The sequence below is a fragment of the Alteromonas sp. D210916BOD_24 genome (assembly GCF_047159385.1).
Classification (GTDB): domain Bacteria; phylum Pseudomonadota; class Gammaproteobacteria; order Enterobacterales; family Alteromonadaceae; genus Alteromonas.
This window is the reverse complement of the sequence record NZ_AP038333.1, coordinates 2,590,045-2,604,497: the sequence shown is the minus strand read 5'-3', so window position 1 is coordinate 2,604,497 and position 14,453 is coordinate 2,590,045. Positions and strand designations below refer to the sequence as shown.

The following is a 14,453-nucleotide window of genomic DNA, read 5'->3' as shown; positions in this document are numbered from 1 at the left end:
ATTCCGTCGTTTTTATGATGCATATTATATATAAAAAAAAATCCTAGGATAGTTGTCCTAGAAAAATTGTATTCAAATATATTCTGTTTCAGTTTGTAAATTTCATTAACAAACAATGCAACGCCTGTCCTCTCTACTATCAGCTACTATTGGCCAATGAATGCTGATCTTTGCTGGACAGCAGTGTCACAGCAAAGCTATCTAGCGCGTCTATTAATCCACCACAGTTATGATAGGGAAAGTATGTCAGTTTTTGATCACCCAGAGTTCGACAATCATGAACACGTCGCGTTTTATCACGATGAAAAAGCGGGCTTAAGTGCCATTATTGCTGTACACAATACCAACCTTGGCCCGGCGTTAGGGGGATGTAGAATGTGGCCTTACGTCAACAGTGGTGAAGCGCTTACTGATGTTTTACGCCTTTCAAAGGGAATGTCCTATAAAGCAGCAATGGCCAATCTGGAATTAGGTGGTGGCAAGTCGGTCATTATTGGCGATCCCCGTAAAGCTAAGACGCCAGAAATGATGCGAGCCATGGGCAAATTTGTAGACTCGTTAGGCGGAAAATATTTCACGGCAGAAGATTCCGGCATAGCGGTATCTGATTTAAAAACCATGGCGACAGAATCTGAGTTTATAGCCGGTGTAAATGCAAAATATCACTACGCCGGTGAAGTACCCGATGGTAACCCTGCGCCTTCTACTGCCTATGGGGTCTTTGTCGGTTTGAAGGCCACCGTCGAATACGGCTTACAGCGCAGTTTGGACGGGGTTAGTGTGGCTATTCAAGGAATGGGACATGTGGGTTACCGCTTAGCCAAACACCTTCATGAGCACGGTGCAAAACTGTATGTAGCAGATATCTATCCCGAGGGGGTAGAGAGGGCTGTCGCAGAACTAGGCGCAACGGCCGTCACGCCAGAAGAAATTTTAAGCTTGGATGTGGATGTGTTGGCACCCTGTGCATTAGGTGCGGCAATTAATGATCAAACGCTTCCGGATATTAAAGCAAAAGTGATCGCAGGGGCGGCGAATAACCAGCTTGCACGGGAAGATATCGGCGAATTATTGATGCAAAGAGGTATTTTGTACGCGCCTGATTATGTCATTAACGCAGGAGGGGTCATTGATATCTTTCATCAGCGTATGGCAGAAAGTTCAAATGAGGCATTACGCGCACATATTGAACAAATTGGCGAGACATTAAAAGAAATTTATCGCCGGGCAGAAAAAGAAGAGGCCGCAACGAATCGCGTAGCGAACCTGATTGCTGAAGAGAGATTTCGTTTAAGGGGTTGAAAACTTAGAGTCAAATAGTCATAATGCGCCCCGCATTGAATCAGGGGCGATTGCCTTGAGCATTTAATGTTTTTCTATGGTGGGCTTTTGGTCCTCCCGCAATGATACTCTGTGAACCCGGTCAGGCCTGGAAGGGAGCAGCCGCAGCAGACGACTCATGTGCCGGGATGTGGCTGGAGGCCTGCCACCCAAATCTCTTATGCTGTTTCCTCTGTTGAATTCTTTTTGTTTCTTTCTGAATCGTCTAAAAACTTTAGTGCTTTACTGATTGCAAACTCTACGTTCATTTCCATTTGCTTGCGCTCGCTCTGAGGCAAATAAAACGCCATATCGACCTCGTAGCGAATATAGCGCGGGGGCACTTGATTGAGTGCCAGGCAGCATAGATCGGCCAGGTAATCAGGGCTTTTGACTTTATCTATGCCCAATTCACTTATTCTCTCCAAAACAAGATGTTCGTAATAATTATGGATATCGTCATCGAGTTTCATGGTTATCACCTTATATTTTTCAGCGCTGTCTGTCTAAAAACGGACATATTTATATACATCGGAGTAATACCCTTTTACCAAGCAAGTTGCTCGATGTAGGGAAGTAGTTTACTCCTACCTATCATTCGTATTTTGTCACTATAAAGGTATAGCTCTTATTCTGGGGATGTCGAGCCACCAGTGATAGAATAATTACAACACATTATAAGAAATTGCATTGCAGTAAAGGCACAAACGACATGAAAAAAAATATAGAGCCCTGTTATTACGGTGATTATCTTCAATTAGACAAAATTCTAGGTGCACAGAAACTACAAAGTACTAAGTACGGTGAAACTGCTCATGAGGAAACTTTGTTTATTATTGTCCACCAAGTTTATGAACTGTGGTTTAAACAAGTGCTGCATGAACTTAGTTCTGTCATCGATACCTTTAACCAGGACACTGTCAAAGATCAGCAGCTTCCTCAAGTGGTGTTGCGGCTACAGCGTGTTATTCAAATTCAACGACTGATGAACGATCAAATTGCAATTATGGAGACCATGACGCCTCAGCAATTTCTATCATTCAGGGATTATCTGGTGCCCGCATCAGGGTTTCAGAGTATTCAGTTTAAGCGCCTTGAAATATCGCTGGGATTAAAACGCGAGTTTAGAATAGATTTTGACCAGCAAAGTTTTTACAACCGGTTGAACGACGACGATCGCGCGTTGCTTGAAGGATTAGAAGCAAAACCCAGCTTATTTGAACTTGTCGATAAGTGGTTGTCGCGAATGCCGTTATTAAAAATGGACGGGTTTGATTTTTGGGAATACTACCAAAATGCTGCGAATAAGATGCTTGAAGAGGATCATCACACCATATCAAGTAACGCTATGCTGTCAGAATCTGAAATGCGCCAAGAGTTAAAAGACTGGCAGTCGACAAAAGATAATTTCGACGCGTTATTTGATCATGGGCAATTTGAAAAGCTGCGGGAAGAAGGAAAGTTTCGACTCAGTCACAATGCGTTGTTGTCAGCGCTCTTCATAAAGCAATATTCAGAAGAGCCTATTTTTAATTTACCGTTTCAGTTAATTACCGCGTTGACCGAAATTGATGAACAACTCACAATTTGGCGCTACCGCCACGCGATGATGGTACAAAGGATGTTAGGAACCAAAATTGGAACGGGCGGTTCGTCAGGCCATCACTACTTAAAAAAGACCACCGAATCAAACCGCATTTATCTTGATTTTTTCAATATGGCGACGTTTTTATTACCTAAAGCGGCGCTGCCTGAATTGCCTGAACAGGTAAAAAGAAAGCTGGGTTTCTAGCTTTTACTCAACTCGTTATTCCTCTTTTGTTGGCCATTGCACCAAGGGCTTTTCCCCTTGGTGTAAATGCTTCAAATCGCATTTAAAAAACAGATGGAGAATAAGTAAACTCTGCATTTTTGCGCAGCAATGTTTAATAACCTGAAGGATAACTTTGCGAATTAATCAGGAACCTATAAGTCCTCGTTGTAACTTTGTGTGGACATTATTTAAACAGTTGCTAAATTGAAATAGGAGCACTAGCCGCAGGGGCTAGTCTTGACAAGGAATTTGTTATGCCACATTTAATGAATAGAACTAAGCGCGCTAGTGCATTGCTATCGCTTATGTCAGTGTTCACTTGTAGTACTTTATTGAGTAGCTCAGCCTTCGCTTTTCAATCACTCAGCGACCACTTTTCCGAGTATACGTCAGCCAGTGAAGTCGAAATTAATTATCCAGATGTGAATGCGGTGTTGGATATTTCTGTCATTGACCTGGGCATGTCTAACCGAGAAAAAGCACAACGGCCATTAGGGAGTACAGGCACACTGCTCAAGCGTCGCATTAACCGTTTGACTGCACTGGAAAGTAACCGAGTGTATTTCGAAAACTTTGACAAAAATAATTACCGTCAAGCGGTCTCAGAGGTTCAGGACAGCTTGGCGTCACTTCCCAGCCAAGCACCGCTTGTGTTGTTTAATAAAAATGAGCAATTAGCCTACTGGCTCAATTTGTACAACGTTACTTTGCTCAAGGAAATGGCATATAACGAGTCCAATGTGAATTTTAATCACGAATTTGCCCAAGAAAGAGAGTCTGCGGCATTTAATAAAAAAGTGATAGAGGTGGATGGACAAGACTTGAGTCTCAATGACATTAAGTACGATATCGTACTCAATAACTTTACAGGCAACAGCAATGTTATTTATGGTTTTTTCACCGGTGTTATAGGGGGCCCTAGTATTCAATCTCGCGCCTTTACCGGTAGTAATGTCAACAGTCTACTTAAAGAAGTGGCGAGCGAATTCATCAATTCAAATAGAGGAACCTATTACGACGGGCGCATTTCTTCATTATATGCCAGATACAGTGACTTTTTTGAAGGTGAAGACAAAGCTGTAGCCATCAAAAATCACGTGCTTAAATACATAAACGACGATATGCGAGACAGCATAGAGAGTACACCTGCGCAAGCACTCTCTATGGATATTACCGATTACGCCGAAGCAGGTGTTGGCGATGACAGAGTTTATGCTGCAGGTCAGAGTTATAACCGTGGGGCAATTATGTCTACAGAGCCGGTTATAACAACTGGCTTTGAAAACTTACGCTTTTCCCTAGACGGTATTACACTCCTTAGAGAGATAAATCAAAAATACAATATGGCCAAAGGGAATGTGACGGTGAAAGACCTGTCTGAAAGCGAAGCCACCACGTCGTCAAAAACCGACAATTAATAGTCGAATTAGAAAAGTCAGCCAGGCTAGCAATCAATAACTGGTTAACAAGGGGCGGTGAATAAAGAGCAGCAATTAAAAATAGACACACTTAATTGAGAATTAAAAAGCAGAGATCGTCGAGGTTTCTGCTTTTTTTATGCGTAACAAAACGTTAGCCGTAATGTTTTGTTGACTCAATATTTATACAAAAAAGCGTTAGGGAAAGTTTGATTGAAATTCCAACAACTGGTACAAAAGATAGGGTAGTTATACTAAAGTGTTAAATAGTGCCTTGTTCTTTTGTTCTTCCACCGTTTTATAACTAGTCGCAAACGGCGAATGATAAATGGACGTTGCCGAACACATCGCATCACTGCGTAACACCCAAAAAAGCGGATCATAACCGCTGTAGTTGATGGAAAATAGGGAATTTATTATGTCAAAATTAACCACGTTAACCTTTGTGGCTGCACTATCGATGCTGCCCTTATCAAACGTTGTTGCAGCAGAGACTCTGAGTGAGTCATTTGCCAAAACCACGCAAAATAGCGAGTTGGAAATCGGGTATTCAGATCTCGATGACTTTCTCGGGATTACGGTATTAGACGTTGGTCGCTCAAATAGAGAAAAAGCACCTCGCCCTTCCGGTAACACAGGTACTCGGCTTAAGAAACGCATTAATCGACTGACGGCGTTAGAAGGCAACCGCATCTATTTCGATAACTTTGACAATGTAAAATACGTAGAAGCCTTAAACGCAATCCAGGAAAGTCTTGAAATTCTTCCTAACGAAGCATCATTGTCACAGTTTAACAGCAATGAGCAACTAGCTTATTGGTTGAATCTTTACAACTTCACGTTGCTAAAGGAAATTGCAGCCCAGTATCCCAAAGTAGACATTGGTAAAGAGTTTTCACGGGAATTGAAATCAGATTTTTTCAATGACAAAGTGCTAACAATTGAAGGGCATTCGTTAAGCTTGAATGACATTAAGTACGATATAGTACTTAATAAATACAAAGGGCGTGAAGAGGTGATTTACGGCTTTTTTGGCGGCGTTATTGGTTCTCCTAGTATTCAAACTCACGCGTTTAGAGGGAAGGATGTGTGGCGTCAATTGGAGTCTGCAGCGGCGGAGTTCGTGAATTCGAATAGAGGCACTTATTACGAAGGGCGCGTATCGGCGTTATATGAAAGGTACACCCCATTTTTCGATGGCAAGAATAAAAAAGAAGCCATCAAAGATCACCTACTTTCATACCTAGATGATGAAGTGTATTCAGATTTAGCCAATACGTCTGCAGATGATCTTGAAATGGATATTGAAGATTTCTCAGAAGCGTCAATTGGCAATGACCGAGTATACGCTGCAGGAGTTTCATTCAACAACGCGGCACTAATTGATTCTGCTCGTGTGGAACAGCGGGGTGGGGAGAATATTAGCAACTTTGGTGTACAAAACTTTGTGGCAGAAGGGCTAATTTCAAAAGCCAAACTCAATGTGAGATTTACCGCAGACGAACTTGAGTTATTGCAAGGAATAAATAAGAAATATCAGGTTACGAACGGACAGGTCACCATTAAAGATATTGATGCGCCTAATAACCAAGAGAACCAGCAGTAGAATTTTCAAATACCTATTTGCTATTTGTTTGGTTTTTAAACGATGAAAGGGTAAGTTAACCACTTACCCTTTTTACTTTGTGTTTATTGTCTTACAAAATTTTTTATTCAGAAGCATTACCCAATTTCGATGTGGCTTGTATATTTCTTCATCAATCGAGAGTGTTTTTTGGTTAAATGTTGAGCTTTTTTTCTTCTCTGCTACTTCTATTTGTGTATTGGTTTTTACAATTTTTTCCTTTTTGTAACTTTCCTGTTACACATAAATCAGATTAATTGAAAAAAAATTGAACTTTTACAGAACTCTGTGACTGTTGATAGTTGACCCCCCCTCAGGGATATGGTTATTATCATTAATGAGGTTCAGACCTTACTTATAACGAGTCGTAATAAAACGAACGATTAAAAACACACTAAAACGTATTTAGTGGTCCAGGGAGACAATACATGTTTACAAACTCTAGATTGGCTAAGTCAGTTAAGCTGGCTTGTGCCTTCGGTGCGCTTTCTGCGTCTATGACGGCGACTTCGGTAGTTGCTCAAGAAGACGAGCAAGTTGCTGATGAAGTAGTAGAGAAAATCTCTGTAACAGGTTCACGTATTAAACGTGCTTCTTTAGAATCAAACAGCCCAGTGGTTAGCATTGACGCTGCAGTTATCGAATCGACTGGTTTCTCTCGTATTGAAGACGTGATGAACACCTTACCGCAAATCGAAGCTGCACAAACTGCTTTCCAAGCTAACGGTGCATCTGGTGTTGCAAACCTTGACTTACGTGGTCTTGGCCCAAACCGTACACTTGTTCTAGTTAACGGTCGTCGTCTACAGCCAGGTGGTGTATACAGCCAGGCACCTGACGTTAACCAAATTCCAGCTGCATTAGTTAAGCGCGTAGACGTGCTAACTGGTGGTGCGTCTACTACTTACGGTGCTGACGCGGTAGCGGGTGTTGTTAACTTTATCATGGATACTGACTTCGAAGGTTTCGAAATCACTGCTCAAGCAGCGGGTTACCAGCACAACAACGATAACAGCTATGTCCAGGGCCTTATGGATAATCGCGGCTTTGATTACCCAGACGGTTCTAACGGTATCGGTGGTGAGTCTTATGACATCAGCGTTACTGCGGGTGGCGATTTCGCGGGCGATAAAGGTCACGCAACTGTATATGGTACATGGCGTCGTAACAACGAAATGCTTCAAGGTGAGCGCGACTACTCTTCATGTGCATTGAATAGTTCTCTTACAGCGTGTGGTGGATCATCTACCGCTGTTCTTCCTAACTCGTTCTTCTACCCAGTAGTTGACGGCGAAGTTGATTACTCTAACGAGTTGTTCTGGAGCTTAAACGAAGACGGTAGTTTCTCTCCGTACGACGGCACTAACCTATACAACTATGCGCCAATCAACCACTTCATGCGTCCAAACGAGCGCTTCACTTTTGGTGCGTTTGTTGATTATTACGTAAATGACGATACCCGTGTTTACGTTGAAACTAACTTCATGAACGACAGAACAGCAGGTCAAATCGCTGAGTCTGGTACGTTCTACGGTGCTGAGTACCTGTTTGACTACAACAACCCAATTCTGTCTGATGCGCAAAAAGCGCAAATCCAGGCGGCATTTGGTCAAACTGATGCAGATCAATTCGTAGCATACATCGGTAAGCGTAACGTGGAAGGCGGCCCTCGTGCCGACAACCTAGAGCACAACTCTTTCCGTATGGTTACGGGTGTTGAAGGTATGATCAACGACATGTGGTCATACGATGTGAGCTACATGTACTCACAAACCAGCTCTTCTTCTGCGTACATCAATGACTTGTTCCTACCTTCAATCGGCCCACGTGTTGGTGAAGTTGGTACTGATTGTTCTGGCGACTGCTTACTATATGATGTATACACGCCATACGGTGTTACGGCTGAAATGGCTGGCCAATTGTCAGGTACTGCGGTACTTACAGGTAATACATCGCTAATCATTTATAACGGTTTCGTTACTGGTGAGTTTGACTTCACAATGCCAGGTGCAGATACGCCAGTAGCTGCTGTATTCGGTCTAGAGCGTCGTGAAACTGACTTCGAACGTACTTCTGATACAGTATATCAGGAAGGTTCATTGGTTGGTCAAGGTGGCCCAACTGAAAGTCTTACAGGTTCATTTGACGTAAACGAATTCTTTACTGAAATCAGCCTACCATTAATTGAAGACGCACCAGGTGTTGAAAACCTAACTGTTGACCTTGCACTACGACTTTCTGATTACAATACATCAGGCAACGCAACGACTTATAAAGTAGCGGCTGACTGGGCTATCACTGAAGACTACAAATTCCGTGCAAGTTTCAACCGTGCTATCCGTGCACCAAACATTGGCGAATTATTCGCAGCGCAAAGCGTTGGCCTTTGGGGTGGTATTGACGGGTGTTCAAACCAAGCTGATACTGGCGCTCCTGTATATTCAGAAGCACAGTGTGCGCTTACAGGTGTAACTGCGGCACAGTATGGTTCAATTACAGCTAACCCAGCTGACCAGTACAACCAGTTCTCTGGTGGTAACCCGAACCTTGACCCAGAAGAAGCTGATACCTTTACTCTTGGTTTCGTAGCATCTCCATTCGAAGATTTCGATTTCGCAATCGACTACTGGAAGATCGAAATGGAACAAGTTATCGGTACTGTTGGTGCACAAACTATTCTTGATCTTTGTGCTACACGTGGCGAATTCTGTGAAAACGTAAATCGTAGTGCATCTGGTAGCTTGTGGATTAGCCAAGACGCGTTCATCACTAACCTTTCTGACAACGTTGGTGGTCGTAAGTGGGCTGGTGTTGACTTAGACATGGCTTACAGCATGGATCTAGCTGGTGGTACATTACGTACTAACATGGTTGGTTCATACAACCTTGATAAGACTTATCAGCCATTACTATCTGATCCTTCACTAGATTATGACTGTTCTGGTATCTCAAGCACTAACTGTTTCGCTCAGCCTAAGTGGCGTCACACTTTGACTGCTAACTACTCAATGGACGATTGGAATGCAATCGCACGTTGGAGATACTACGGTAACGTTGATTTCGTAGGTGAAGGCGGTATTTCTTCATACTCGTTCTTCGACCTTACTGGTAGCTATGCGGTTAATGATTACTTAACAATCTCTGCTGGTGTGAATAACGTATTCGATAAAGAACCACCAATTGTGGGTAGTGCAAACGCAGCAAGCTCAAGCACTAACGGTAACGTTGTAGCAGGTTTCTACGACACACTAGGTCGTTACTTGTTCACTAACGTAAAACTTTCTTTCTAATTAATTAGAAATTAAGTAGCAAGTTTAAAAAGCCAGCTGAAAAGCTGGCTTTTTTTATGCCTTTTTTATAGTTTTGAAGGATGAAAATAGCGGTAAGATTTCTCAGTTTCTGCTTATTTTTTTTATAAATTATTGCTAATGTAGCAAATACAAATTTGATAATTTGTTTCTATAGGCTTTTGCGCCATCATATAAAAAGAAAAAGAAAAAGAAAAAGAAGAAATGAAAGATTTGAATAAAATCGGCGAATTGCTGCGAACTGGTAAATATGCAGATGTGCTACACCTTATGCACAGTGTTTTTCCACGTGAACTTCCCAATGGCGAATTAGCTAAAATAGCCAGTTTTTGCGAAGTCAAACTCGGTCAGCCAAGCAAAGCGATCGATAGGCTGCTGGCGGAAATGGAAAAGAGCGGTAGCAGTAACAGCTTGCTCATTAGCCTGTGCTTTGCCTATGCGACCAACAACGAAATCGACAAAGTAGAAAAACGATTATTAAATGACATTGATTTTTCACGCCTTTCATTGCAAGAAGTGAATGAAATCAGGTATTTAATAAATGAGTTCCCCTTTGGTGCACACACCCTGTCTGAAGTATTGTGCCGCTTGGCAGACAATCTAAATGACGAAGCGCTACTTGGCCAATTACTGCAGATTGCCAACCAGAAACACTTGTATGATTGTGCATATTTTTTGGCTGACAAACTTTACAAATATTATCCAAAAAACAATTATCTTATTGATAAAGCAATTGCGCTACGCTTTTTAAATCGGCCTGATGAAGGGGCGCAAATTATACAAAAATTAGTGCCGAAAATATCGCATTTTGCCATTCATCACAATTTAGGGAATATGTATTCTGATATGGGGCGTTTAAACGAAGCGCTTGTTGAATACGAAAAAGCGATAAGCCTTAATCCTTCCTATGTAGATTCTTTAGTGAATTATGCAAGAGTGGCCTATGAGTTAGGTCAACGCGATGTTTGGTTGGCGCCAATTGAAAAACAATTGCCTTTACAACCAAATAATAAGGCCATTCAATTAGCCTATATAAACTTACTATTAGAAAATAACGCATACGGACAAGCGAATAGCCATCTCGAAACAGCGGGCATTGCTCACACTGACCCGGTTTATGCATTACTAAAAGCGAAATGCCTGCGCGCTCTTCAACGTCCTAACGATGCGATGCAGTTGCTTTTGCCTTTTAAAGCATTTTCTATAAAAGAGATAAGTGTGGAGCTGCTAGAAATTGCGTTGGAAATTCAAGATGTCGATTTGGCGTTTGAACTTATTAAGCAAATTCAAAACACTAAAGATGTGGATGCGTCAACTATACAGATTACTATCGCCAATGAGTATATCGCCAGACAGTTGTCAAATAAGCCGCTGCGCTATGCCATTGAGTCGGCGGTAGCGCAATCCATCTGTTCGCAAGGCGAAATTGACCTTGATAAAGTCAACGCAATTTTGATGAATCACCATAAAATGCGCTATTCCCCGGTAAACCAATCAGTACAAAAGGGGACGCAGACGCGCGGGAACTTATTTCCTTCACGTGACAAACACTTACAAAGCATCGAGCGGTATATCAAACAAAAAGTGGTCGACTATGTGAATAACCATAAGGCTATTCTCAATTTACCTGCTGCCAATAACGCGGACATAAAACATGTTCGATTTACAGGTTCTTGGTCAGTGCTCAATAAGTCTGACGGTTATCACGTACCACATTATCACTCTAAAGGTCTGGTTAGTGGCGTTTTTTATGTGGACATACCAGAAGAATTAAAGCACAACAGTGAAGCAGGGCACTTGCACTTGGGAATGGTGGATAAACAGCCATATTACCACATTGCTCCGGTCTTAACTGTCAGACCTGAGCGGGGCAAGCTGGTACTGTTTCCCTCTCATTTATGGCACGGTACCTATCCAACTGAAATCACGGGAGAACGCTTAACCATTGCCTTTGACGCCGTTTTAGCGTGACGTAAGTCTGGTGCAAACCTAAAATGAATGACGTCGAATCTTCCTTATGCTGTTATTTTGAGCCTTTTTCAAAACTATCAAGTTTAGCGCTACAACGTCGCGATTGATGAATACACATTTTTGATCGTATATTAATCAAATGGTCTAAAAACCATGGGGTGTAAATAGCCTGTTACTTGACTCGTTATAGCATTCCGTGTGAGTATACAACGTTCGTAGTACTCACTATTGTAGTTGGTGCTACATTCCTGAAACAAAATTGTAAAAGTTTTATACGCCCCTTGCCCGAATAACTTCCTATCGGCGAGGATTCAAATAAGAAATTTGGTTGGGAACTATGTCCAAAATGAGCAAGAGAACTCTTATTGCTTCTACTGTTATGGGTGCATTCGCACTAACAGGTAGCGCAGTCTCTGCAGATACGCTTGAAGATCTTCATAAAGAAGAAGCGAAAATCCACGCGGCTGCAGCGAAATCTCAAGAAAAAATCAATACGTTGTTTGAACAGTCTCAAGAACTACTTGTTGAGTATCGTCAAACAGTAGATGAGACAGAAAACCTTAAAATCTACAACGATTACATCGCTAGCCTTGTTGCTGACCAGCAACGTGGTATTGACTCTCTACAGCGTCAAATCGACAGCATTGAAGCAACTAAGCAGGGTATCGTTCCGCTTATGTTCCGCATGATCGATAGTCTAGAGCAGTTCATTAAACTAGACCGCCCAATTCACTTGGAAGAGCGTCTAGCTCGCGTTGACCGTCTTCGCGACCTAATGGCGAACTCTAACGTTACTGTTTCTGAGCAGTTCCGTCAGGTTCTAGAAGCTTACCTAGTTGAAGTTGAGTACGGTACTAAGATCAATTCGTATCAAGGTACAATTGATAACGCTGGAACAGAAGTAACTGTTGATTTCTTCAACTTGGGTCGTGCAGCGTTGCTTGCTCTTTCACTTGACCAGACTCACGCGTGGGTATGGAACAATGAAAGCCGCACTTGGGAACAACTAGGTGACGAATATCTGTCAGCTGTTATTGATGCAGTTAAAATGGCGAATGGCGTCATTCCTGCGGATCTGATCAAACTACCAATTAGTGCAGCGGAGTAATTGTTAATGAAACCAGTATTCAAAACTCTTTTAGCCGCTGCGACAGTTGCAGTTGCAGCAACCGGAGCTCAAGCTCAGGAAGCAAAGAGCCTGAAAGACCTTCTTGACCAAGTTCAACAGAACCGTGTTTCTGAGGCTCGTCTAGACAAACAACGCGAAGCAGAATTCCAATCTGCACGCGCTGACAAGCAAGCGCTTCTTCGCAAAGCGCAAGCAGAACTTAAAGCTGAGCAAGCTCGTGGTGACCGTCTACAGAAGCAATTCTCTGACAACGAAGTAACACTTAACGAAAAAGCAGCGGAGCTAGATCAAGCTACCGGTACACTAGGTGAAATGTTTGGTGTGGTACGTCAAGCGTCTTCTGAAGCTTATGGTCGTATCTCTACTTCAATCGTTAGTGCTCAGTTCGCTGGCCGTGGTCAATTCCTAGCTGAAATGTCAGAAGACTCTAAAGGTCTTCCAAACATTAAAGAACTTGAAGACTTATGGTTCGCGCTTCAAAAAGAAATGACTGAAGGCGGCGAAGTAGTTCGTTTCACAACTGAAGTTGTAAACCTTGACGGTGGTTCTTCACAGCAAGAAGTTGTACGTGTTGGTACGTTCAACCTTGTAGGTGATGCAGGTTACTTAGCTTATGACGCTGAAGCTGAAGTCGTTCAGCCTCTAGGTCGTCAGCCAGATGGTCACTTCGTGGCTTCTGCTGAAGATTTAATTGCAGCTTCTTCTGGTCTTGTACCGTTTTATGCCGACCCATCTCAAGGTGCAATCCTTGGTCTATTGAAGCAAAAAGCGACAATGTCTGAGCGTTATCACGCGGGTGGACCAGTAGGTTACACAATCACAATTATGCTTGCTGTTGGTCTATTGATTGGTCTTTACAAAATGATCACGTTAACTATTGTTGGCGGCAAAATGCGTTCACAGCTTAAGAATGTAAGCAACCCTTCTGAAGGTAACCCTCTAGGTCGTATCCTTAAGGTGTATCAAGAGAACAAAAATGCTGACGCTGAAAACCTTGAGCTTAAGCTTGACGAAGCTATCCTTCGTGAACTTCCACGTATCGAAAGCGGCATTAACGTAATCAAGATTTTCGCAGCGATTGCACCTCTACTAGGTCTACTAGGTACAGTACTAGGTATGATCGAGACCTTCCAAACCATCACGCTATTCGGTACGGGTGACCCACGTATGATGGCAGGAAGTATCTCAATGGCACTTGTAACTACAGCTCAGGGTATTATTGCGGCTCTGCCTCTAATTCTTACTCACAGCATCGTAGCTTCTCGTAGCAAGTCAATTATCCACATTCTTGATGAGCAAACTGCGGGTATCGTAGCGGCTCACACAGAGTCGGAGAAGGCGTAATATGAATTACCTGATTGGATTATTTGAATCGGTCAGGGACTTTATCGCTACCGGCGGTGACGTACTATACTTCGTTGCTGCCGCGCTCTTTCTCATGTGGGTTTTAATGATTGAGCGCTACTGGTATTTAACCTCGGTCTTTCCAAAGGTGAAGAAAAACATCATCGCAAATTGGGATGCCCGAGCTGATACCACTTCATGGTATGCGCATAGAATCCGTGACGCGTGGATTTCTCAAGCGTCAGATGACCTAAACGCTAGAATGCTGATTATCAGAACGATTATTGCAATGTGTCCATTAATCGGACTACTTGGAACCGTTACCGGTATGATCAGTGTTTTCGAGACAATGGCAACGCAGGGCACCAGCAACGCTCGTCTTATGGCCGCTGGTATCTCTATGGCAACTATCCCGACGATGGCGGGAATGGTCGCTGCGCTATCTGGACTGTTCATCAGTTCACGTCTTGAAGCGAAAGTGAAGCTGGCAAGAGAAGGGCTAGTTGATAGCCTGCCACATCATTAG

The 14,453-nt window shown here is 42.7% G+C and carries 10 protein-coding genes and 1 other RNA gene; 10 read left to right on the top strand and 1 reads right to left on the bottom strand.

Features of this window, described 5'->3' with window-relative positions:
- Nucleotides 1-243 precede the first annotated feature (243 nt).
- Both ACMCM8_RS11360 and ffs read left to right on the top strand, forming a co-directional pair.
- Complete coding sequence (locus tag ACMCM8_RS11360; RefSeq protein ID WP_412722733.1) at nucleotides 244-1,302, top strand: Glu/Leu/Phe/Val family dehydrogenase; 1,059 nt, start codon at nucleotides 244-246, stop codon at nucleotides 1,300-1,302.
- Between the two features lie 85 nt (nucleotides 1,303-1,387).
- Nucleotides 1,388-1,484: signal recognition particle sRNA small type (gene ffs / locus ACMCM8_RS11355), an RNA gene on the top strand.
- 15 nt (nucleotides 1,485-1,499) lie between these two features.
- Here ffs and ACMCM8_RS11350 read toward each other — a convergent pair.
- Nucleotides 1,500-1,793, bottom strand: a complete 294-nt coding sequence (locus tag ACMCM8_RS11350; protein ID WP_412722732.1) for a late competence development ComFB family protein — start codon at nucleotides 1,791-1,793, stop codon at nucleotides 1,500-1,502.
- A 239-nt stretch (nucleotides 1,794-2,032) separates the two neighbouring features.
- Here ACMCM8_RS11350 and ACMCM8_RS11345 point away from each other — a divergent pair, with 239 nt between their 5' ends.
- From ACMCM8_RS11345 to ACMCM8_RS11310, 8 genes are all read left to right on the top strand, one after another.
- The gene (locus tag ACMCM8_RS11345) at nucleotides 2,033-3,112 is read left to right on the top strand and encodes a tryptophan 2,3-dioxygenase family protein (RefSeq protein WP_412722731.1); all 1,080 of its coding nucleotides are present in this window, start codon (nucleotides 2,033-2,035) and stop codon (nucleotides 3,110-3,112) included.
- A 275-nt stretch (nucleotides 3,113-3,387) separates the two neighbouring features.
- Nucleotides 3,388-4,551, top strand: coding sequence for a DUF547 domain-containing protein (locus ACMCM8_RS11340; protein WP_412722730.1), 1,164 nt, complete (start codon nucleotides 3,388-3,390; stop codon nucleotides 4,549-4,551).
- Between the two features lie 418 nt (nucleotides 4,552-4,969).
- Complete coding sequence (locus ACMCM8_RS11335) at nucleotides 4,970-6,157, top strand: DUF547 domain-containing protein (RefSeq protein ID WP_412722729.1); 1,188 nt, start codon at nucleotides 4,970-4,972, stop codon at nucleotides 6,155-6,157.
- 446 nt (nucleotides 6,158-6,603) lie between these two features.
- On the top strand, nucleotides 6,604-9,465 hold the full coding sequence (locus ACMCM8_RS11330; RefSeq protein ID WP_412722728.1) for a TonB-dependent receptor domain-containing protein: 2,862 nt from the start codon (nucleotides 6,604-6,606) through the stop codon (nucleotides 9,463-9,465).
- 222 nt (nucleotides 9,466-9,687) lie between these two features.
- Entirely contained in the window at nucleotides 9,688-11,454 is a 1,767-nt protein-coding gene (locus ACMCM8_RS11325; RefSeq protein ID WP_412722727.1) for a putative 2OG-Fe(II) oxygenase, read from the top strand.
- Nucleotides 11,455-11,800: 346 nt separating this feature from the next.
- Nucleotides 11,801-12,562 (top strand): DUF3450 domain-containing protein, encoded by a 762-nt coding sequence (locus ACMCM8_RS11320; protein ID WP_412722726.1) that lies wholly within the window; start codon nucleotides 11,801-11,803, stop codon nucleotides 12,560-12,562.
- Nucleotides 12,563-12,568: 6 nt separating this feature from the next.
- Nucleotides 12,569-13,927: a MotA/TolQ/ExbB proton channel family protein gene (locus ACMCM8_RS11315; RefSeq protein WP_412722725.1), complete on the top strand. Its 1,359-nt coding sequence runs from the start codon at nucleotides 12,569-12,571 to the stop codon at nucleotides 13,925-13,927.
- A 1-nt stretch (nucleotide 13,928) separates the two neighbouring features.
- Nucleotides 13,929-14,453, top strand: coding sequence for a MotA/TolQ/ExbB proton channel family protein (locus ACMCM8_RS11310; protein WP_012517736.1), 525 nt, complete (start codon nucleotides 13,929-13,931; stop codon nucleotides 14,451-14,453).